The sequence below is a fragment of the Paenibacillus aceti genome (assembly GCF_003614185.1).
Classification (GTDB): Bacteria; Bacillota; Bacilli; order Paenibacillales; family Paenibacillaceae; genus Fontibacillus; species Fontibacillus aceti.
Window position 1 is genome coordinate 900,547 of record NZ_KZ987724.1, and the last position, 22,268, is coordinate 922,814.

22 protein-coding genes and 2 pseudogenes are annotated in these 22,268 nt (G+C 47.5%); 21 read left to right on the plus strand and 3 right to left on the minus strand.

The window, feature by feature from the left end:
• The 14 genes from BFJ94_RS04085 (at position 1) to BFJ94_RS04150 (ending at position 13,887) form a co-directional block, all read left to right on the plus strand.
• Positions 1–2,307, plus strand: a complete 2,307-nt coding sequence (locus tag BFJ94_RS04085; RefSeq protein WP_120461461.1) for a thiamine pyrophosphate-dependent enzyme — start codon at positions 1–3, stop codon at positions 2,305–2,307.
• A gap of 188 nt (positions 2,308–2,495) precedes the next feature.
• Positions 2,496–3,494 (plus strand): acrylyl-CoA reductase family protein, encoded by a 999-nt coding sequence (locus BFJ94_RS04090; RefSeq protein WP_120461463.1) that lies wholly within the window; start codon positions 2,496–2,498, stop codon positions 3,492–3,494.
• 682 nt (positions 3,495–4,176) lie between these two features.
• Positions 4,177–5,178: a Gfo/Idh/MocA family protein gene (locus tag BFJ94_RS04095; protein WP_120461465.1), complete on the plus strand. Its 1,002-nt coding sequence runs from the start codon at positions 4,177–4,179 to the stop codon at positions 5,176–5,178.
• Positions 5,179–5,196: 18 nt separating this feature from the next.
• Positions 5,197–6,117 carry an AraC family transcriptional regulator gene (locus BFJ94_RS04100; protein ID WP_240431892.1) on the plus strand — a complete coding sequence of 307 codons (921 nt, stop codon included), beginning with the start codon at positions 5,197–5,199 and terminating at the stop codon, positions 6,115–6,117.
• A gap of 17 nt (positions 6,118–6,134) precedes the next feature.
• Complete coding sequence (locus BFJ94_RS04105) at positions 6,135–7,217, plus strand: Gfo/Idh/MocA family protein (RefSeq protein WP_120461467.1); 1,083 nt, start codon at positions 6,135–6,137, stop codon at positions 7,215–7,217.
• Between the two features lie 946 nt (positions 7,218–8,163).
• Positions 8,164–8,718 carry a hypothetical protein gene (locus tag BFJ94_RS04110; protein WP_120461468.1) on the plus strand — a complete coding sequence of 185 codons (555 nt, stop codon included), beginning with the start codon at positions 8,164–8,166 and terminating at the stop codon, positions 8,716–8,718.
• A 17-nt stretch (positions 8,719–8,735) separates the two neighbouring features.
• Positions 8,736–9,470, plus strand: coding sequence for a GNAT family N-acetyltransferase (locus BFJ94_RS04115; RefSeq protein WP_188831418.1), 735 nt, complete (start codon positions 8,736–8,738; stop codon positions 9,468–9,470).
• A gap of 105 nt (positions 9,471–9,575) precedes the next feature.
• Positions 9,576–9,953 carry a VOC family protein gene (locus tag BFJ94_RS04120; RefSeq protein ID WP_120461470.1) on the plus strand — a complete coding sequence of 126 codons (378 nt, stop codon included), beginning with the start codon at positions 9,576–9,578 and terminating at the stop codon, positions 9,951–9,953.
• A gap of 132 nt (positions 9,954–10,085) precedes the next feature.
• Complete coding sequence (locus tag BFJ94_RS04125; protein ID WP_120465078.1) at positions 10,086–10,670, plus strand: GNAT family N-acetyltransferase; 585 nt, start codon at positions 10,086–10,088, stop codon at positions 10,668–10,670.
• Between the two features lie 2 nt (positions 10,671–10,672).
• A complete protein-coding gene (locus BFJ94_RS04130) occupies positions 10,673–11,236 on the plus strand; it encodes a DUF4269 domain-containing protein (RefSeq protein ID WP_229716947.1) in 564 nt (187 codons plus the stop codon).
• Between the two features lie 38 nt (positions 11,237–11,274).
• Positions 11,275–11,847 (plus strand): histidine phosphatase family protein, encoded by a 573-nt coding sequence (locus BFJ94_RS04135; protein ID WP_120461472.1) that lies wholly within the window; start codon positions 11,275–11,277, stop codon positions 11,845–11,847.
• Between the two features lie 175 nt (positions 11,848–12,022).
• Positions 12,023–12,340 carry an LA_3659 family protein gene (locus tag BFJ94_RS04140; protein WP_120461474.1) on the plus strand — a complete coding sequence of 106 codons (318 nt, stop codon included), beginning with the start codon at positions 12,023–12,025 and terminating at the stop codon, positions 12,338–12,340.
• A gap of 11 nt (positions 12,341–12,351) precedes the next feature.
• Positions 12,352–13,215: an IS3 family transposase gene (locus BFJ94_RS04145; RefSeq protein ID WP_240431932.1), complete on the plus strand. Its 864-nt coding sequence runs from the start codon at positions 12,352–12,354 to the stop codon at positions 13,213–13,215.
• A 153-nt stretch (positions 13,216–13,368) separates the two neighbouring features.
• Positions 13,369–13,887, plus strand: a complete 519-nt coding sequence (locus tag BFJ94_RS04150; RefSeq protein WP_120461478.1) for a hypothetical protein — start codon at positions 13,369–13,371, stop codon at positions 13,885–13,887.
• 65 nt (positions 13,888–13,952) lie between these two features.
• Here the strand turns inward: BFJ94_RS04150 and BFJ94_RS04155 are convergent, their stop codons facing one another.
• Entirely contained in the window at positions 13,953–14,468 is a 516-nt protein-coding gene (locus tag BFJ94_RS04155; RefSeq protein ID WP_120461480.1) for a MogA/MoaB family molybdenum cofactor biosynthesis protein, read from the minus strand.
• Between the two features lie 160 nt (positions 14,469–14,628).
• On the opposite strand from BFJ94_RS04155, the gene BFJ94_RS04160 reads away from it, so the two are divergent.
• Positions 14,629–15,654, plus strand: coding sequence for a CobW family GTP-binding protein (locus tag BFJ94_RS04160; protein WP_120461482.1), 1,026 nt, complete (start codon positions 14,629–14,631; stop codon positions 15,652–15,654).
• Positions 15,655–15,756: 102 nt separating this feature from the next.
• A complete protein-coding gene (locus tag BFJ94_RS04165) occupies positions 15,757–16,707 on the plus strand; it encodes a serine/threonine protein kinase (protein WP_229717171.1) in 951 nt (316 codons plus the stop codon).
• On the opposite strand, the pseudogene BFJ94_RS04170 reads toward BFJ94_RS04165, so the two are convergent.
• Positions 16,667–16,919 (minus strand): annotated as a pseudogene (locus BFJ94_RS04170) (VWA domain-containing protein); the annotation flags it as partial. The gene BFJ94_RS04165 and the pseudogene BFJ94_RS04170 overlap by 41 nt on opposite strands.
• Before the next feature lie 244 nt (positions 16,920–17,163).
• Between BFJ94_RS04170 and BFJ94_RS04180 the strand changes: the two are divergent.
• Positions 17,164–17,378, plus strand: a pseudogene (locus BFJ94_RS04180) (hypothetical protein); the annotation flags it as partial.
• Between the two features lie 1,783 nt (positions 17,379–19,161).
• Here BFJ94_RS04180 and BFJ94_RS04190 read toward each other — a convergent pair.
• On the minus strand, positions 19,162–19,386 hold the full coding sequence (locus BFJ94_RS04190; RefSeq protein ID WP_120461486.1) for a helix-turn-helix domain-containing protein: 225 nt from the start codon (positions 19,384–19,386) through the stop codon (positions 19,162–19,164).
• A gap of 231 nt (positions 19,387–19,617) precedes the next feature.
• On the opposite strand from BFJ94_RS04190, the gene BFJ94_RS04195 reads away from it, so the two are divergent.
• From BFJ94_RS04195 to BFJ94_RS04210, 4 genes are all read left to right on the plus strand, one after another.
• Complete coding sequence (locus tag BFJ94_RS04195; protein ID WP_120461488.1) at positions 19,618–19,956, plus strand: DUF6809 family protein; 339 nt, start codon at positions 19,618–19,620, stop codon at positions 19,954–19,956.
• 145 nt (positions 19,957–20,101) lie between these two features.
• Positions 20,102–20,557: a hypothetical protein gene (locus tag BFJ94_RS04200; protein WP_229717172.1), complete on the plus strand. Its 456-nt coding sequence runs from the start codon at positions 20,102–20,104 to the stop codon at positions 20,555–20,557.
• A 52-nt stretch (positions 20,558–20,609) separates the two neighbouring features.
• The gene (locus BFJ94_RS04205; RefSeq protein WP_120461490.1) at positions 20,610–21,521 is read left to right on the plus strand and encodes an S-layer homology domain-containing protein; all 912 of its coding nucleotides are present in this window, start codon (positions 20,610–20,612) and stop codon (positions 21,519–21,521) included.
• 324 nt (positions 21,522–21,845) lie between these two features.
• Positions 21,846–22,175 (plus strand): hypothetical protein, encoded by a 330-nt coding sequence (locus tag BFJ94_RS04210; RefSeq protein ID WP_162944156.1) that lies wholly within the window; start codon positions 21,846–21,848, stop codon positions 22,173–22,175.
• The last annotated feature ends 93 nt before the right edge of the window (positions 22,176–22,268 follow it).

Sequence of the window (22,268 nt, forward strand, 5' to 3'; positions counted from 1 at the left end):
ATGGCAATCAATTTGGAGAAGGAACAGAGACTGGCCAAGGTGGAAGAGCGGATTGTATATGAATCTGGCAATGAGATGGCAGCGTATGCCGCCCATCAAATTAATTATCATATTATGGGGTATTTCCCGATCTCTCCATCGACTGAAGTGGCTCAGTTCCTGGATTTGATGAAAGCGAATGGGCAGCATGATATCAAGCTGATTCCGTCGGACGGTGAGCATAGCTCGGCCGGGATCTGTTATGGTGCATCCACAGCCGGCGGCCGCGTCTTCAATGCGACCAGCGCGAACGGTTACATGTATATGCTGGAGCAGATGAATGTGCAATCCGGTACCCGCTTCCCGATGGTCATGAATCTGGTGTGCCGCTCGATATCGGGTCCGCTCGACATTCATGGCGACCACTCGGACTTGTATTTTGCCCTGAATACAGGCTGGCCGATTCTGATGTGTCGCGATCCGCAAGCCGTCTATGATATGAATATTATGGCGCTGAAGCTCGCTGAAGATCCAGAGGTAAGATTACCTGTGCTGGTGGCTTCGGACGGCTATTTCACGTCTCATCAGAAGCGCCGTGTGCGTACGTTCGCACATAGCGAGGATGTGCTTAAATTCGTGGGTGAGCGTCCACCGGCAGGCTTCCCGGATACACTGGATCGCAATCATCCGATTACAGTCGGACCTTATATGAATGAACCGGACTATATCAATAATAAATATCAGCAATCGGAAGCGATGTATAACGCCGAGAAGGTATTTGAGAGAATCGCAGACGAGTATGCACAGCTTACGGGCCGCGAATATCAAATGCTGGATCTGTACCGGATGGAGGATGCCGAGGTTGCGGTTTTCCTGATGAATTCGGCTTCTGAGATCATTAAGGATGTCGTTGACGAACTGCGTGCGCAAGGGATCAAGGCGGGCTCGATTGCCCCGAATATGATCCGTCCATTCCCGCAGAAGCAGATTGCCGAAGCGCTCAAGAACGTCAAGGCGATTACGGTTGGCGATCGCGCTGATTCGTTCGGTGCGCATGGCGGCAATATGGTTAATGAGATTAAGGCGGCTCTGTTCACCTACGGCAATCACTCAACGAAAGTGATCAGTCGTATCTATGGCCTTGGCGGCAAGGAATTCTATGCTGAGGATGGGCATAAGCTGTTCGAATTAGCCATTGAAGCGGCTGAGAAGGACAAGGTGGAGGTACCGTTCGATTATTATGGACATACGCCTGGGGATCAGGGCAAGGAACCACAGCGTGTGCTGAAGCCGATGAAGTTCGAGGATCTCAAGACCGGGCTGATTCAGGTGAAAATGAATGAAGAGACCGGCAAGCTCGGCGTACGGATTCCTCCGTTACGTGCCTTGACGAAGAAACCGAAGCGGATCGCTCCAGGGCATGGTGCATGTCCGGGTTGCGGTATTTTCTCCGGTCTGGAATTGTTCTTCAAGGGGATTGAAGGCGACATCGTTGCGTTGTTCCATACGGGCTGTGCCATGGTCGTGACGACGGGCTATCCTTATTCTTCACATAAGGCGACCTATATCCACAATCTGTTCCAGAACGGTGCGGCAACGCTCTCCGGTGTGGTTGAAATGTTCTGGGAACGCAAGCGCAGAGGCGAGCTGGATGAGCTGGGCTTGCAGGATGACTTCACCTTCGTCATGGTTACTGGCGATGGCGGGATGGATATCGGGATGGGCCCGGCCATCGGCGCTGCATTGCGCGGTCATCGGATGATTATCGTGGAATATGATAATGAAGGGTATATGAATACAGGTGCCCAACTGTCCTACTCGACACCGATCGGTCACCGTACATCTACCTCTAATATCGGCTCGGTGCAGAAGGGTAAAGTGTTCCATCATAAGGATACGGCGCAAATTATGGCGGCGACGAATATCCCTTATGTATTTACCGGCAGCGAGGCTTATCCGCAGGATTTGGTGAAGAAGGCGGCAAAGGCGCAATGGTATGCTCAGAATGAAGGCCTGGTCTACGGTAAAATTCTGATCGCTTGCCCGCTGAACTGGATCACTCCGGATGATGAGGGCACCAATATTGTGGATGCTGCCGTTAATTCCTGCTTCTTCCCACTATATGAGGTCGAGCATGGTCAAACGACGATTACGTATAATCCGGAGGATAAGAATAAACGGGTGCCGCTCGCGGATTGGCTGAAGACGATGGGTAAGACACGGCACTTGCTCAAGCCGGAGAATGCGGAGGCATTGGCTGGTTTTGAGCAGGAAGTCGAGCGTCGCTGGCAGATCCTGAAGGCGAAGCATGAGAATCCATTGTTATAAGTGATGGGTACGGAAAATGAAAATGGATGTTAATCCTATGAAGTAATACATGGAGCTGGAGACTGAAATATGCCACAATAAGAGGGCTGTATTTCAGACTCCAGCTTTATTTGTTGTAAGATAAGGATAGTAGAGGATAAAGCTGATGAATTCATTTGTTAATAAGCTTGAGTTGAGGAGGAGACTTGATGGAGCAAGGGTATAGAGCGTATCGGGTTCATCATGATGAGCAGGGCTTTCGCACGGGGATCGAGGAAATCCATCTGGCTGACCTGCCTGAAGGGGATGTAACGATTCGCGTTCACTATTCCAGCGTCAATTATAAGGATGGGCTAGCTAGTATCGCGGATGGAAAGATTGTGCGCAGTTATCCTATCACACCGGGGATTGATCTGGCCGGAGAGGTGATGGAATCCAGGGATAGCCGTTATCAGCCCGGCGATTTGGTGCTGTGTACAGGCTATGGATTGGGAGTGAGTCAGGACGGCGGGCTGGCGGATGTCGCCCGTGTGCCTGGGGACTGGCTGGTGCGCGTGCCGCAAGGGCTGAGTCTGTTAGAGACGATGGCGATCGGCACAGCCGGGTTCACGGCTGCCCTGTCGGTAGAGCGGCTGATTGGTAATGGGATCACACCGGACTCAGGCTCTGTGCTGGTGCTTGGGTCCTCCGGCGGTGTTGGCAGTTTGGCGGTAGCGATTCTGGGCAAGCTCGGCTATCATGTAATTGCCGTAACCGGGAAACCGCAGGCCCATGACAAACTGCGCGCTCTCGGTGCAGCTGAGGTGATAGGGCGTGGGGAAGCGATGAGTGGCGGCAAAGGGGTGCTGGCCAAGGAGCGCTGGGCAGCTGTTGTTGATCCCGTCGGCGGGGCAATCACGGCTGAAGTGCTGAAGCAGGTCAAATACGGCGGCTCGGTGGCGATTTCCGGCCTAACCGGCGGCAGCAAGATAGACACGACGGTATTCCCGTTCATTCTGCGCGGGGTCAATCTGCTAGGGATCGATTCGGTGTTCTGTCCGATGCCGCTGCGGCAGAAACTGTGGCAGCAGCTTGCCGGAGCGTGGAAGCCGGAGACGGCCCTGGCCGAGGGAGTTACCGAGCTTCCGCTGGAGCGGGTGCCCGAGGCGTTGTCGACGGTACTAGCTGGGCAAGCGGTGGGTAGACAGGTCATTAAGCTGATTAAGTAATAAGCAGAAGAAGATAGAGGGTAGACGGTAGACTTAGGCTAGGCGCAGGCGTTATATTTCGCGGCTGCGGTATAGTTTGCTGGATGATGTGCTGAACTGAACAGGCCAATGGGGCGTTTTGGTGACCCTGTTGGTCTGTTTTTCTATGTAAATAAGTGTGACTAGCTCGTAATGTGTTGGGTGATCGGCAAGGGGAGAGGCGGATGAGAGGCAGACGAGGGGAAAACTAGTGATAATCAGGTTGTTGTAATAGCGTTGGCAAGTCTTCTAGCGATATCCTGGAGCTCTAACGAAACACTATATCGTTATTTTGGAGAAATCCACATCAATTTAAATCTAACGAAACACCATATCGTTATTCGGGCGAAAATCCGCCATCTAGCCCCTTATTTGCCACAATAGCGATATCCAGTTTCGTTAGATTTTGAAGGGGCTCCTTTTGACGCAAATAGCGATACCCAGTATCGTTACAATTCAGGGCAGGCGTTTTGTAACCTGGAGGACGGTAGCAAGTCTCGTTACGGAGCTTGGGAATGACTGCTTTTCGTTATTTTCATGAAAGAAACATGTCGCAAAAACATATAAAATTGTCGTATACTTTGACTTAAAAACAACGATTTATTGTGATACCTTAGTAACTAGATGTCAGGAAATTATATATTAATGTAGGAGGCTGAACACAATGGCGATTCGAATAGGCAAGGCCAGTTACTGGCATGTTCATGCTTGGGATTATACCCATCAAGCCCAGGAGCATCCAGATACTGAAATTGTAGCGGTATGGGATGAGCAGGAGCAGCGCGGTCGCGAGGCGGCTGAGAAGCTTGGTGTTCCGTACTATGCCAAGCTGGATGAAATGCTGGCTCATCCTGAGCTGGATGCGGTTATCGTAGATGCCCCGACGGATCAGCATAGAGAAGTGATTACAGCTGCTGCGAAGGCAGGGAAGCATATTTTTACGGAAAAGGTACTAGCACCTAACTCGCAGGAAACTCAGGAAATCATGGAAGTGATCGAGCAGAACGGGGTCAAATTAACCGTATCACTCCCTCGCTTGAATGATGGCTACACCCTTGCGATTCAGGATATTCTGGGACAGGGGCTGCTCGGGCAGATCACTTATGTCCGGGTTCGTCTATCTCATAATGGGGCTATCGCAGGCTGGCTGCCGGAGCATTTCTACAGCTTGCAGCAATGTGGGGGCGGTGCCTTGATCGATCTGGGCTGTCATCCGATGTATTTGACGCGGTTGTTCCTGGATCAGGAGATTACCGGAGTGAGCGCCAATTTCGGCTATATTACCGGAAAAGAGGTTGAAGACAACGCCGTAGTCAGCCTGTTCACAGCATCTGGAGCGATCGGAGTGGTTGAGGCTGGATTCGTGAATAGTCATTCTCCTTTCTCCATCGAGGTTCATGGAACGGAAGGAACTCTGCTGTACGGCACGCCGGAAGAGCAGCTGCTGATTAGATCTAATCGGGGCGAGCTTGGGGAGGCTTGGCATCCATTACCGACCTTGAGCAACCGTGAGACCGCATTTGAGCAGTGGGTACGGCATATCCAGAAGGGTACCCGGGCAGATGAGAATATCGAGATCGCTCTAGAGCTGACCAGGCTGATGGAAGCGGCGAACCGCTCAGCCAAGGAAGGCCGTGTGATTCGTCCGGGATCACCGAGTCTGTAGATGATGGAGCGTAGAGCTGTGAGTTCTTTTCCCTATGAAGCCATGTTTGAGAAGCAGGATATGCTTGAGCGATTGGAGATCATCGTCTCTTGGGGACATTATGACATCCGCGTGCTGCGCTTCCATTTGACGAGCTTTGAGCCGGGCAAATATATCGACTTCCATAACCATGCGGAATTCGAATTCCACTTCATCCCTAGGGGTAAGGGGCGGGTCATTCTGGAGGATAGCCCCTTCTCCTTATCGGAGGGGATGTTCTATCTGACAGGGCCGGGCGTGATGCATTATCAGGAGGCATCGGCCGATGAAGCGATGGATGAACTATGTCTGCATGTCGATATCGTCCAGAAACGCCGGGAAGATGTAGATCCATGGGAAGCTGCGGAAGCGGAGGAATGCATGGAGAAGCTGCGCCACTGGCCGCTGAAGCCGACCCTGGACACCCATCACGCGATGCATTGCTTCCTGGAGGCCTATGAGGCAGCTGATAAGAAATATCGGGGCTTCTACACTTCGATTAAGCAAGCTGTGATCAGTATTTTGCTGAAGGCGGCCAGAGCCTGGGATTCAGGGGATACCGCAGCAGAAGCGCCGGTCCGCGATATGGTGGAGCATCGCTATCAGTACGCTATTCAATACATCGAAGCGAATTATAATAATAATCTGACGCTGGAGAATGTGGCCGAGCAGTTGAATATTAGTGCAAGGCAGCTGCAGCGGGTATTTAGAAGCATGAATGAGAGTAGGCCGTTTAGCAAAATTGTCGAGGATATCCGCTTGAGTGCTGTCTGTCGTAAGCTGGAGGAGAGTAGTCTGCCGATCGAGCAGGTGGCACAGTCGGAAGGCTTCTCGAATGCGACCTATCTGCATTCTGTGTTCCGCAGGCGCTTCGGGATGACACCGGCTTCTTATCGTAAGCTGAAGCAAACTATTAATTGAGAATAGGGTGAGTATAGATGAGTAAAGTATATCGAATCGGAATCGTAGGTTGTGGCGGGATTGCCAATGGCAAGCATATGCCAAGTCTGAGCAAGCTGGACAGTGTGGAAATGGTCGCATTCTGCGACATTATTCTGGAGCGCGCTGAGAAGGCGGCGGCTCAATACGGTACGCCAGAAGCGAAGGTCTATGCGGATTACAAGGAAATGCTGGCTACTGAGCAGCTGGATATTGTGCATGTATTGACACCGAATGATGCTCATGCGGAAATTTCGATTGCGGCGCTGGAGGCGGGACATCATGTAATGTGCGAGAAGCCGATGGCGAAGACCGCTGCCGATGCCAGAAGAATGGTGGATGCGGCGCAGCGGACCGGCAAGAAGCTGACGATCGGCTATAACAATCGATTTCGTGAGGACAGCTTGTATATGAAGAGACTGTGTGAGCAAGGAGAATTGGGAGATATTTATTTCGCCAAGGCTCATGCGATCCGCAGAAGAGCGGTACCTACTTGGGGCGTCTTCCTCGATGAAGAGAAGCAAGGCGGCGGCCCGCTGATCGATATCGGCACCCATGCGCTCGATTTGACGCTATGGATGATGGATAATTATAAGCCGAAGGTCGTGCTCGGTACGAAGTATCATGAGCTGGCGAAGCGCGAGAATGCGGCGAATGCTTGGGGACCTTGGGACCCTGAGAAATTTACGGTCGAGGATTCGGCATTCGGGATGATCGTGATGGAGAACGGAGCTACAGTGATGCTCGAGTCCAGCTGGGCACTCAACACACTCGAGGTGGATGAGGCAAAATGCAGTCTCAGCGGAACAGAAGCCGGTGCGGACATGAAGGATGGCTTGCGCATTAACGGTGAGCAATTCAGCCGTCTGTATACGAAGGACATTGAGCTTGGCAGCGGCGGGGTAGCCTTCTATGATGGCAAGGCTGAGAATGCCGCTGACGTGGAAATGAGAAAGTGGATTGAAGCGATCGATCAGGATCTGGAGCCGGTCGTTACACCGGAGCAGGCCTGCGTCGTCTCGGAAATTCTGGAGGCGATTTACGAATCGGCGCGTACGGGTAAGGCTGTATATATGAATTAATACGATGAAGCTAGAGTATTGAAACTGGGAGGGGCTGTCCAATCAGCCTCTAAAATAAAAAGTTGGGCGGAAAAACGTCATGTTTTCCGTCCAACTTTTTTGTGGGCCAAAGCCACAATCTCAAACTCATTATTTAATCGCGTCGGCTTCGATCCTTGTACCATCTATTAAGCTTACGTGGCGCAAGAAACACGGACGGTCAGGACTCTCCACGGATCTAGCGGTCAAAAATGTCCGTTAGAGCATGAAAACAACAACTACGCTCCTCTAACGGACACTTTTGACCCTTAGAAGCGAAAAGCGCCATTTTTCGCGGCTATTTCCCTTGTAATGGACATCATTGTCCGTTACAAGAGTGGGGTGCCACAGAATCAACGCTAACGGACAATGATGTCCGTGTCCGAGTGATCCGGCCAGAATAGGGGGCTGTTCACATTTTTGGGCACGCAAAAGAGGCGTCCCAAGTCGGAAAATCGATTTTTGAGACAGCCCCCTTTGCAATTATCATTCTGATGAGCTGGCTGGTGACGGTAATCGTGTATAGGCGTTCGCTACGTACAAAGGTAAACCGATAGATCGAGGTGTTGAGAGGACATATCACTGAGAGGTGGTGTGTTTTTTTTGAGTGAACGTCATTGAAGAGGGCTAGTGGCTTAACGGAAAGGGCAGATGATCTCAGGGAAATATGGTACAATATTGAAAATCCGTTGGAGTACCAACCATATTTTGAAGAAAAGAGGGACATGATGTGGATACTTCTGTATCTTTTTTGGGAGGGTTCTCGCTTTTATTCTTTGTGTTTTATTTGTTGATTGCCGTGTTAGGTGTCTATTGCCTCATTCTATTCATCAAGCTGGCGCACCGTGGAATCAAGGCCCTCGACTTTTATATCGCTGAGAAGACTAGGAGAGATCTGTAGCTTAAGCATTGAGGAGTGTTGAATAAGATGGGGAAGAGCGTTCTCCGCTTGTTAATTGCGCTGATTCTTGCAGGTATGGTTCTCTCAGGGTGCAGAGGTGGGGAGAACTCGCTGGCAAGCACTGTGAAGCGCGAGAGTCCTGCGAATACTTCACATGAACAACAGGATCATCCTGATATGAACGAAGCTAGTTTTACAGTCGAAATGAATATTCCGCCAGGGATCAAAGTGAATGAACCGTTCGTGGTTGAAGGTTTGTTGTGCAATAACAGTGATAGAGCGGTAGAGATCATGCATGGAGCAGCGATGTTCACGTACAAGGTCTATCATAGCGACGGAATCGAGGTACCGATCGAGCATGGAACATATACGGTAAATGACATCGGGATTGGGACTCTCCTGGAACCGGGCAGTAGGTACAGCTATGACGGAGGCGGACATATTAGCACGAAGCTAAATGAGATAGTGGTGGAGAAGCCCGGCAATTATTCGATTGTAGCTCAAGCCGAATTCTCTATCAGAGGCAGCGAGGAAGGTAGCAAGGTCATTGAATCTGAACCTTATGAGATTGAGTTAAAGTGAGTGCGGGTGATGTTATTTTGATAGATTTGAAAACATATAATAATTTGGGTGAAGTGAAGTTATTATTGGCCGAATGTATGTGGCCCGATGATGAACGGATAGCGCGTGAGTTGGATCAGTATTTAACGAATGATAGCAGAGGGCTCTTTGGCATAATGATTGACAATGAGCTGGCGGGATTAATAGGCATAATTCCCTACTCTGAGGATGCGGTGGAGCTAAAGCATATTGCGATGAAGGCTCCATATCGGGGGCGCGGAATAGGTAAGAAATTAATAGCTGAATATATGCGAGACTATCAACCTTCTACAATCATCGCTGAGACGGATCAGGATGCTGTAGGCTTTTACCGAAAAGTCGGCTTTGAGATTCACAGCCTGGGAGAGAAGTATCCCGGTGTCGAGCGATTTCAGTGTATTCAATTCTATCAATTGGTTGACGATTCCAGACAGGAATACGGGTATACCGATGCGGACGGAATCATCTATGGTATGGATCAATTTATCGGTGAAACGGACTACTGGAATAGGGGCATCGGTAAACAGCTCATCAGCTCGATGCAAGATTATTTAATCCATCAGTGTCAGGCGGATAAAGTGGTCATGGACCCGCAAACCTGGAATGCCAGGGCTCTTGCTTGTTATGAACAATGCGGATTCGTCAAGAAGAAGCTGCTTAAGGAGCATGAGCTGCATGAGGGGCAGTTCAGAGATTGCTGGTTGATTGAATTTTCCGTGGAGGTTGCCCGCTAGCTCCCCATTCTTAAGGAGGGTGCTGTGAAGAAGCTGTTCAGGGAGAAGCATTACATATTGAGACGATCGACGAGGGAATGAGACAACATATATTGAGGAGGACATATGAAGCAAGGATTATCGCATTGTCTGCAGATATTTCCGGTTCCTGATCTGGAACGGACGACTCATTTCTATGAGCGGATCGGGTTCGGAGCGGTCAATTATCTTGAAGCGGCGGAGCCGCATGTATGCCTTTACAGAGATTCTGTTGAGATTATTCTAACGAAATCTAATTTGGAGAAGATTACGCCGAACAGAGTTAGTCATGGGTACGGTTATGATGCTTATTTTGTTGCCTATGATCAGAAGGGGCTGGAGGAAGAGCTGAAGCAATTAGGGATCAAGATCGTAAGGTCCTTGACGACGACGGATTATAACAACCGCGAGTTCGTGTTCGAGGATGTTGATGGGCGCTGGATTGCAGTCGGCAATAAACTCTAGGAACTCATACTTGCTATATATCGGCCGGAAAGTCGATCCTGCTATGCATCAGCAGTAAATATTAATTATAGGTAATTTTTCGCTTGTATTGTCTCGGAGTCATGGATACGGTCTAATCGGAGGTGCTTTATGGTGAAAGTTTCTATTAGTTTGACGGATCGAGATACGAAATTTATTATCAATAATCTGTATCCGCTATATTTGCATGATCTATCGGAGATTTGGGGCTGGAAGCCTAACATATATGGTGTTTTTGAGTCGGATGACACGTTGACGCTTCAGGAGCAGAATAAGGTGTTTGATATCTGGTGGGAGAAGCCATCCGTTCTGTTCCCTTATCTGGTGCTGGTGAATGATATTCCCGCAGGTTTTGCGCTTGTGGCAACGCCGCCTCATACATCGCCTGGAATCGAGTTCTATATGAATGAGTTCTTCATTCTGCGCTCCTTCCGTGGTCAGGGGATTGCTGAGGCAGCAGCCATACAGGTATTTAATCTTCATGCTGGCACTTGGGAGCTGCAGACGAATCCGGGGGAGGGCAACAAGAGGGCGCAGGCGTTCTGGCGGAAGACGGTAGGAAGGTATGCGCCGGATACGTATCGAGAGGAACTGATTGAGACCGAGGATAACGGCAAGATGATGGCTTTTCGATTTGAAAATAAGCTGAGCACGTCGATCACAAATAGAAATGTTCATGCTACGGAAAGGAATTCATAAATTTGATCCATAATTGGACAGATTTACGATATTTGCTAGCAGGCAACCCCGCGCAGCGCGAGGTCTATCACCTGCTGAACAAATACAAGCTTATGCAGCTGCTGGAACTCTATCAGCCAACTCTAGTCGGGACGCTTCCCATCGGGATTCATGTTGAGAATAGTGACCTGGATATCATTTGTGAGGTGCGTGATTTTGTCCGATTTGAGGCGCTGGCTGAGGTGAATTTCCAGAGGTATCCGGGTTTTGAACGGGCAAGACGTCAGGTTGCTGGCATCTGGAGAGTGAAAGTGAATTTTCAGCTGGAGGATTGGCCTGTGGAGATCTTCGGGCAGCAGAGGGCTGTGGTTGAACAGAACGGATATCGGCATATGGTGCTCGAGGATCGGTTGCTCCGCTTGTACGGAGAGGAATTCCGGCAACAAATCATCGCTTTGAAGCGCGAGGGTCTGAAGACGGAGCCGGCTTTTGCCAAGCTGATGCAGCTTGAGGGAGATCCTTACAACAGATTGCTGGAGCTTGAGACATGGGATGACGAGCAGCTTCGCACATTATGGGTGGGTTAGAAGGATAGAACAGATGATCCTGATGGAAGGAGTCAGCTATGTTAACGACGATATATATGGTGCGGCATGCGGAGTCCCCTTATAAGGCGGGTGAAGAGAGGACAAGAGGATTAAGTGCGGAGGGAGAACTGAAGTCCCGGCAGGTGACTGAGCTGCTGAAGGAGGAAGGTATCGATGTGATCGTCTCCAGCCCGTATGCGAGGGCGGTACGAACCGTGGAAGGGCTAGCCAGAAAACTGAATTTGCCGATAAAAACGTATGAAGACCTCAGGGAGAGGCAGTTTGCCGGTGACAGTTACATCATTAGAGATGAGCAATTTATGACGCAAGTGCAGAATATGTTCTCCGATCCGGAGTATGCTCTGCCTGGGGGCGAATCGAGCAGGGCCTGTCAACAACGGGCGGTTCCGATTCTTAGCGAATTACTCGAACAGTATAAAGGGAAGAAAATCGCTATCGGTACCCATGGCAATGTCATGACGCTGATGATGAGCTATTTTGATCCGGGTTATGACTGGGATTTCTTCATCGAGACAAAGAAACCGGATATTTATAAGCTGGAATTCGCAGGAACTAAGTTAATTCAGGTTACGAGGCTGTGGAAAGGATGAATGATGAGACCTTCGAACAGGAGTAGGTGGTCTGCTGCCGCAATCTAACGAAACGTGGTATCGCTATTCCCGCCAAAAACGGCCTTTGAAAATTCTAACGAAACAGGTGCTGCTAGAATAAAAAGTGGACACCAGTTAACAGACTGGAGATAATGAGACCAACGGAGGTGTCCACATGGGAGAACAGAGACAACGTTATAACGAAGAGTTCAAGAAACAAACGGTAAGGTTCATTCAAGAACAAACCAAAACGGTAGCCGATCTGGCGGAGGAATTGAATATTCCTCGAAGTACCTTACACCAATGGATGAGCCAGTATCGGGAATTAAAGAACGAACCGGCAGCCCGTGTAGATCGGGTACGAGAGTTGGAAGCCCAATTAAATGAAATGAGCCGTCAACTCCAGGAAAAAGAGCAAAAGATTGCAGATGTCGAAGAAGAACTAGCCATCGTAAAAAAAGCAGTGCACATCTTCAGCAAACCAAAGAACTAAGATTTCAATTTATTGAAGAACATCGCTCCGAGTTCTCTTTGGTGAAGATGTGCAAAGTCCTTCAGGTTTCCCGGAGCGGTTATTACAAATGGAGAATCAAGAAACCCAGCGAGCAGGCGCTTCGGAAGAAGGCTGTGATGGATCGTATTCAGTACCATTTCCATGACCATGAAAAGCGTTATGGCAGCCCTAAAATCACCCATCTTCTGCATCAGGAAGGGCACCCCATTGCGGAACGAACGGTGAGTGTGTATATGCGTGAAATGAAGTTACGCTCCGTGGTATCTAGGAAGTTTCGCGTGCGAACTACAGATTCTGACCATGACCATCCGATTGAACCTAATCATCTGAATCAGCAATTTAACGTATCCCAACCCAACACGGTTTGGGTAACCGATATCACGTATATTCCTTGCCGGGAGGGGCGATTATATCTTGCGAGTGTTATGGATCTATGCACTCGAGAGATTGTAGGATGGCGTTTAGACAACCACATGGAAACGAGTCTGGTGCTGGGAGCCTTACAGGACGCTTATAAAGCCAAACGTCCTAAGAAGGGCTTGATTCATCACTCTGACCGCGGGACTCAGTATACCTCCCATGAATACCGAAAAGAGTTGAAAAAGTACCAGATGCTATCCAGTATGAGTCGAAAAGGAAATTGCTATGACAATGCGTGCATCGAGTCCTGGCATAGTGTTTTGAAAAAAGAACTCATTTATTGCAATGCTCGCTTCAAAACGAAGAAACAAGCTTACCAGGCTTTGTTTCAATATATTGAGTTTTATTACAATCGCAAACGAATCCATGGGGCCTTAGGCTATCTTTCCCCCGTTCGCTTTGCTGCACAGTTTAACAGAAAATCTGCTTCATAACTGTCCACTTTTTTGACAGAAGTCCATTCTATAAGTAGCAGAGGGATAGAGCCTTGCCGGGCCAAGGGAAAAACTGGTATAAAGTGGACGGAGTTAAGCCATGCTAACATCATCAACAGACGACTAGCTATGAATGAGGAAGGGGTTACTCCGATGAGATGTCTAGCATTAGGCTTGAGTATAGCGTTGGCACTGCTGCTGCAAAGCGGGTGCGGCGCAGGGTCGCAGCAAATGGTGAAGCAAGAGATGAACCGTTACAATATGAAGAGCTATCAAGAGGGCAATGAGCGCCAACTAATTCATGGAACGACGCTTAACTCTTCGCTCTTGAAGACCCTGCGGGCAGAGTGTGCGGATCGCGGTATCAAGCTTACTCACGAGACTTATGCAGAGGCGTTGGACGGCGGGATCAGCTACAATTATTATATCAATGGAGATGCCAGGCACTTCCTGATTCTAAATGTGTATCCCAGTGAACAAGATCGGATAAGTGAAATCGCGGAGATCTATGGAGAGGGCGCAGCGAAGAATGAAGCGAATGTGATCGCGACTAGGGGGAAGGTAGCCCTGATCTATGCTTCAAGTGGGCAGAAGAAGAATCAGTACACCGCAGATCTTGAAGATGTATTCCAGCAGGTACTGCAGCAAATAACAGATGACTCTGTAAAATAAAACAAATCCCCTTCTCGGCCAAGGCTAACTTTGCCGAGAGGGGGATTCTTTGTATTTTGCATAGATTATCTCTTGTGAATTTCATTCAAAATATGCGGCAGCTCAGGGATAATGATCTTCTCCATCGCCAGCTTGACAGCAGCCTGGGAGCCTGGCATAGAGAAGACGGCCATGCTGCTGATTGTACCGGCGATCGCCCGGCTGAGAATCGCGGCAGACCCGATATCCTCTGTATAGCTGAGATGGCGGAAAAGCTCACCAAAGCCCGGCATTTCCTTATTGAGCAGACTGCGAACCGCCTCATAGGTCATATCCTTCGGAGCGATGCCTGTGCCGCCGCTCAGCAGAACGACATCCACCTTACGATGTGCCGCCGCTTGACGCAGCAGCTGACGGATACCGTCGTAATCGTCCTTGACGATGGTATAATCCACGATCTTATATCCTTCAGCTGTGAGCAGATTTTGAATATTCTGTCCGCTGAAATCATTGCTCTTATCTCTCGTATCCGACACAGTAATAATCATGCAATTCTTATGGATGGGTGCTTCACTTCGATGTTCATCGACTGATCTTGTCATAGCAATTTTCCTCTCTTACGTGATGTTATCTTTTTATTTTATCATATTCCGGGGTCTACTTATTAAGTATTGATCACTGAAAGTTGCACGTTTCTGGAGCATGGTGTAAACTCGCAATCATGGAAAAGAGTCGTCGTTAGAGAAAGTGAGGAATTTAAATATGGATAGAGCTACGCCCATTTACATATTGTCAGGATTTCTAGGCAGTGGGAAGACTACTTTGCTGCAGCGATTGATCACGGAGTGGAAGAGGGAAGGGCTTCGCCCGGCTGTCATTATGAATGAGATCGGTGAGGTTAATCTGGACGGGCTGATGATCGGTCCGGAAATTCCGATGGCGGAGATGCTCGGGGGCTGTATCTGCTGCACGATCCGCAGTGATTTGAGCACACAGCTCTATGAGCTGATTCAGGAGGAGAAGCCCGATGTCGTTGTGATTGAAGCGACCGGAGCGGCGAATCCGATGGAAATCTTCGATGCGGTCTCGGAATCCTCGCTGCTGCTTAAGCTGGACATTCGTCCGATGATTACGGTGGTAGATGCAGCGCATTTGGCAGCCTTATATGAGGCTCAGCAGGGGAAGACCTATCGATTGATGATCGAACAGATCCGCTGTGGCTCGTGGTTGATTCTGAACAAGATCGATCTTGTGACGGCGGAGCAGTTAAGCGGGCTACTGGACTTATTGCAGCGGTTGAATCCCTATGCGAAGATTGTTACGGCAGAGAGATGTCAGGTGGATATTGAGCCTTTGCTGAGCAAAAACAGTACAGATAGCGGAAGCAACGAGGAGTGGCTGATGTCGGAGCATGATCATCACCACGATCACGACCAACCCCATCATCAACATAAGCATCATGCAGAGCATTCAGATGGACATGCCGCTCATCACTCTCATGAGCATGTTACGGTCTATACGCATTATTTTGCAGGTCCCGTGAATAGTGTTGATTTCGAGAAGTTCATTAAAGAGCTGCCCAGGGAAGTGTATCGCGGAAAAGGGGTTTTGCATTTCTCCGATACGGCGAGCCGATTTATGTTTCAATACGCCTACCGGGAAGCAGATTATCTGAAGATAACTCCGCAAGGAAATATCCCGGATGTGGCTGTCTTCATCGGAGAGCATTTCGATAAGACGGCGCTTGCCGCCGAGCTTGAAAGATTGGAGCGCCAAGCGGGAGAATAGAAGGTATAAACTCATGATTATGCATGGTCAACTTGCTGGGAAATTGGTAAGATGAGGATATCCTACATAGGTTATTCTTGAAAATGTTCGTGGAGGTTGACAGTGAGTAAAGCATTCATGGGGAACGAGGGGAGTGGACTGCGCCGCAATTCGAAATTGTATAGCAGGGAATCTGGAGCGACCCTGACTTACCGGGTTCGCAGTAAGATTTCCGCAAGTGAGCTGGCGATGGTATACGCAGTCAGATGCGAAGAGAAGGATATGAAGTGCGTGATCAAGGAATTCTTCCCTAAATCATTAGTGCGTAGAGGGAAGGATGGCAGCACCGTACACCGTTTATCGGGAGTGCCCGATGAGAAGTATGATGCGTTAAGGAAGGCATTTATGAATGAAGGGGAGCTTCTGAAGGCCTGTGAGCATCCCGGCGTTGTTCGCTTTATAGATCAATTTGAACAAAATGACACCGTCTATCTTGTGATGGAGTTTGTTGAAGGGGTTACGCTGGCTGAAATGATTGGAGGACGTCCGGACATAGTTGAGCCCGACTTCCTGTACAAGACGATGCTTCCTTTGATTGAGACGCTAGAGCATCTGCATAAGCAAGGAATCATTCATCGTGATTTGAAGCCGGGCAATATTATTATTGATCAGCAGGGACACGCGAAGCTGCTCGATTTCGGCTCAGCCATTCGCTTTGGCGGCAGCGGAGATCAACCGATTCTGACAACTGCCGGGTATTCGCCACTCGAGCTCTACTCCGAGCAATCCCGCCAAGGGCCAGTTAGCGATATCTACAGCTTGGCTGCATTGCTGTACTATTGCTGCCGCGGGACAGCACCTACGGATGTCCGCAAGCGATTGTTCGATGATCGGTTGGAGCCGATGGGCATGGGTTTGAAGCGCAGCTGGCCTTTTCTGTCCCGGGCCATCCAGCGCGGCTTGATCGTTGCGCCGGACAAGCGCTGCGCCTCTCTTAAATGGTTCAAGGCTGCGATTACGATGGAATATATGCTCAGCCCGTCTGTCCGCTGGAGGAGTCGCCGCTCCGGATAAAAATATTAGTAGCCGGCTTAATAGCCTTATAACGCAGCTCGATTTCGGTGATCCCGTCCTCGAATGTAATGTACAGCTTGTCATTATATTCGAGGATTTCTTTTTTATTCTTCGGCAGCGGCGTGCGGTTGCAAAACAAGGGAACAGCGTGATGTATTCTTAACGATCAGCTTGCCATCCTTGCCTGGCGTGAAGATAATCTGTTCGGCTTCTTGAGTGAAGTGAAAGAAAGTACAGCTATAAGCCATGTGAGAGAACTTGCTCAAAAATATTCATCGGGTTCTAAAGTACAAATAGCCCTTTTAATCCGAATGCTCTAAAAGGTGGGCGACTTAAAGGTGAATTGATACTGGAAATACCAGTTCAAAACAAACCAATTCCGCAGTTAGTTCTTGATGAGGCAACGAAAAACAAAATTACTATTAGGGATATTAACGGGAAGGAGTATAATTGATTATGCAAATGTATTATTGTGACGAATGGTCAGATATCAAAAAGAAGCGATGGAATATTTTGGATGAACATACTGCTTACCTGCATCATCAAGAAAAACAACCATATACGGCAATATTAGCCGAGGATGAAAAGCCTGGGTCTCTGTGGGTTTTTATGATGAACTGACTCGTAAGTATCTAAATTATGATTTTGAAGAAATAAATAAATCGCATCTTTTAGGATAGATACCGCCACTATTAAGAGTAGGGCGGCTAAAACGAAGGTTTTTTTCATATCGTCCGCAACTTAATTGAACCTTTCAGTGATTGTTACAGCGCAAGGGAGAAATCTGCTGACGAGCAGTTGACATGGAACAGATAAGGATACGTGCTAGGCTAGCCACCTCCCCTACTCCATAGTCGCCCAGCGTTGGCATAACAGCACAAGAAGGAAGGTATAGCATATGAAAACGAAGTACAACGACTTCTGGTTAACTAAGAAGCAAGCCTTAATATGTGTCATGAGCAGGCTTGTAAACATCATCTAAAGTATGATGAAGGACAAGACAGAATATCGGGCGCAACCCTAAAGGAGCGTCAGGCAAGATGATATACAAGTTGATATAAGGGCAGTAATTTAATCCCATTTAGGAAAATATTGTATTATCACTTACTGACAGATGGAATATATATAATATAATATAATTCCTCTAGTCCCGTTATCATCTTTACCTTATGATCCAGATTGGTGCTATCAAGATCCAAGGTTGGTTGATTTATCTTAAATTATTCTGCTACTAGTGAAGATTCAACTCATCATTCAACCAGCAACACAAATTTCCTTATTGAACCAATAACTATATGTGAGTTACACAACTCCATGTGGTTATTTTTTAAAATTGAAGGCAAACCTTTACAGGGTCTCGAGAGCGTTTCAAATATATCATAGGGGTAACCGTCTGAGGGTTTTATTTGGGCTTCACTGTAGTAGTTTCCCAAATTGCGGAGCTAATCTATACATGTATGTTCTCTTGAAATGGATTTAACGTCTGCAGGGTGCTTTAGCAAAATCATCGACGGTATTCTTTTATGACTTTCAATATAAGTACATATATAAAGAGAGCTACGAATACTGAAAATGATAAATACAGGGGTTGCATTAGGTTCCCAATAGGCATTTTGGTGAGAATAAAAATCAAATAATTAATAGCATAAATCCCCAAAAAGAGGCCTGCGTTCACCAATAAAAAGGTAAATAACATGTTTATATTTTTCCTGGAAAGTATATGAACCAAAAGAAAAGCTGTTAAAAACATTCCGAAAAATATTAACTCAGCTGCATTTGCATATGATCCAAGTTTAAGAATTGAATTAATTTCTTCCAATGTTAATTTACCTTTTGATAACATCGAATCACCTTTAGATAGATGATATCGCTCTATAAAAACGTAAGCATAGTACACAACAGTCATTAAAGTAATATAAACAGTTATTAGATGGTTGTTTTTTTCAATATTTAAAGGAATAGGTTTTATGACGCTTCACTCCTTAAACCAAAATATACTATATATTCTAGCATGCGGAAGATTAATTTTGCATTAGGAAGGATATGCACTAAATAAATCAGTGTAATTACAATAATCCAGAGTCTCGGTTAGCCAACCAATAGAATGTGTTATTTCCATTTTGTAACTTGCACTGAAAGTAGCTTTGAAACCAGAGTAAGGACTGGATGTAGATGTATTACGGGGGATGTTTCTGAATCACTGAGATGAAATAGTCTCAATTAACAATATCCATTGGAGGAATGAACATGGCCAAATGCATAAGTTGCAATCAAAATACCTACGGTATCTCCACAAAATATTTTATTTAAGACCTATCCTAATTAAAAAATAGAGGTAAAGAGCATTACATTCAGTTAAATAGCTTATGGTTGAGATTCGTAGTTGCTGGCAACAAACGAGAGAATTACCTGAATATGCGGCGAGTTGCAACAGTAGAGCGCAGCTAAACTCCTCTAATAAGTAGAATCACTCGACCGTCCTACAAGGTAATCTAGGCTTACGTCAAAATAATCGGCCAAGGCGTAAGCAATATCTAGACTAGGAATCCGCGTCCCTCTTTCCCAATGACTTACGATAGATCTGTCAACTCCTAAAGAAGAAGCAATGTCTTGTTGTGAGATTGACCTTTCAAGGCGTAAGTTTTTAAAACGCTCCGCAAAAATTTCTCGATTAAACATAAATAGCTCCTTGACTGTGACTATAGGTCACGATATAATCAAAGCATGGAATGTGACTTTTAGTCACGAATGAAATAATGAACTTAATCATGAAAAACGAAGCGGCGCATTCCTGGTAAAGAACTCGCCCCTTTCTCCTTGGATCTGCCTGTAGAGCAGACTGCACATTAAATCTATCATTTGTGAGTCTTTCTTTCAAGGAGCCGCAATTCAATTGAAGGGAAGAGGAGAATGAGAAGTATTTTAGAAGCGCTATATTATGGTGATATCCATCCGGAAGAGAAGATCGTTCCTAGAGATCCTGAATACCGTAGAATAAACAGAAGGGTATCTGAGGGGATGGGATTATGGAAAGAGAAATTGTCTTCCGAAGATTTCAACCAGCTTGAGGCGTTGCTCGATTTACGCAGTCAGTCGGAGTCAATCTATGCTACAACTACTTTCATAAACGGGTTTAAGCTTGGGGCATTAATGATGGTGGAGATAAATGCGGCTAAGGAGGATCTTTTGCCTGATTCAAAGTACATACCAGTGCCGGAATATATTGTTCCAATCGCGTTGCTGTGTTAACGTATACGTGTGAGACATTTCTTGATTTCCTTGCGTAGAGTGGTCGTGATACTTCTATTTTACACAGAGGCAAAGATGTCTTTTTCTACATTTCACTACAGTGAATTTTGGCAGTTAATAACGGGAAATGTATGGGGGACGGGCGATGATGATGGATAAATTTGAGCCTGGTGATGAGAATTCCAAGGAATTATTCACTTTTTACGGACTGGCCGTATACTATTCGCAGGCTTTGGAGCAGCAGTTGGCCAATTTGATAATGGTGATGAAGCTGTCGCAGGGCGATTTGCAAAGCGAAGAGCAGTTTAATGAGAATTTTCGCAAGAAGCTGGGCAGCTCGCTCGGTCAATTGGTGAATGAGATACAGCATCATTTTTCTTTTACAGATGAGGAATCAGCGCAGCTGAAGGCGATTTGGAAACAGCGTAATTACATTGTGCACGATTATTTTAAGCTGAGAATTCATGAGGCCTTTATCAAGGAAGGCAGAGAGAAGATGATCGCAGAGCTGCGTACATTCTGTGATGAGGCGCGGGCGATGGAAATGAGATTGCAGCAATACACGGAGCGCATGCTTAAACAGCTCGATATGGAAAAATAGTGCAACCTTTGGCGGGCATTCACGTCTATTTCAGCAGAGGTGATCGATTGTGATGAGAAGAAAGTTGAACTTAATCGCGGCGCTGCTGCTTACGTCTTCAATCTTGTTGGTTCCGGTGGCGTCGGCTTTTCGCGATGTGCAAGGAGAAGATGCGCAGATCGTGGAGTCGCTGCAGGACAGAGGGATTATTCAGGGGGTGACACAGGATCGATTCGCTCCGCTTGGCAAGGTGACCGGCGCTCAAGGTGTCCACATGATTGTACAGGCACTAGGTTTGAAGGCTAATGACGGCACTCCAGACAGTCCGAAGTTGCCTGGGAAGCAAGGCCATTGGTATGATGACTCGCTAGCGATAGCCGCTGAACATGGGATCAAGCTGCCGAAGGGCTTCGCGGTCAACAAAGAGCTGACCCGGGAGCAATTCGCCTATTTGCTGGAGCAAGGTATTCAGGCGACCGGGACTTATCCGCTGATTGCTATGCTGATTGAGGTTGCGGATGCGGACGAGGTGACGCAGGATTATTTTAACAGTATTCAAGCTTTGCTGCTGATGAAGATCACGGATCTGGACAAGGCTGGGAAGTTCCACCCCGCTCAGACTCTCACACGCATGGAAGCGGCCAGATGGATCTACAATGCGCGGGAATACATCGATAATTATGGAAATGTGGAGGCTCCGATGGAGGACGAAGTAGTCTATAGTGTGGAAAAAGTAAATGACCAGATCAACAAGGTGATTCTGCAGCGTGAGAATCAGCCTAATCCTGGATTCGGCATTACCGTGACCAAGGTGGAATTCGGCAAGGATCAGGTTGCAACCGTCTATTATGAGCTGCTCTCGCCGAAGCCGGGACAAATGTATCCGCAGGTCATCACGACGACGAAGACGGAGACTTATGTGGCTGCTAACTATAAGGTTAAGATCGTTCAGGAGAAAACGGTGGGGATCAAGAGGCTGAAATAAGACTTGGTACGGGATCGCTGCATAGCTGGAGGGGAAAAAGCCTGCGATTATGCAGGAATTTTGCCGATCTCCCACCCGGTTAACGTAAATTCCTGCAAAAGTGCAGGTTTATCGGAGCGAAAAGCCCGGTTTGGGCCCAAAATAAGAAAATACCTGCATTATTGCAGGTATTTTCTTGAAATCGCGGTTTACGCCACTGAAAGCCTGCATTATTGCAGGCTTTTTGTAATTTTCACCAAATATAGCCCGTTCGATGCCCCGATCCGCCGATGATCCCTATTTATATAAATAACCCGTAAGCATGTTCGCCAGCTCGGTTTTCAGTTGATCGGCATAAGCAGTGTTGGATCAGCAGGCGGGATCGAAGAGGAAGCGTTGACTGCGCAGATTATAAAAGGGTTAGAGGCGGCGGCAGCCCAGCTTGATCTCCAGCAGCAACGAGCATTTACAGCAGTGCGAGAGGGGCAGGTGGAGGAAGTGAAGCTGCTGCTTGCTAAGGCGGGGGACGAGTTGAAGCGAGCTTCTGAGTATAGCTTCAATCAGACATTTAATTATGCCAGTCTGATGGTACTGCCTGGAATTCTCTTTGGTTTGATGAGCGATAAGCGCCGAGGGAGGAAGAAGGTGAACACTTCAGCGGAATATTCAGCTTGAGATGATGTACACGCAAAAAGAGCAAGTATCGAAGGTGCTCTAATTGAACTAGTTCAATTAGACACTCGATACTTGCTCTTCATATTACAGGCC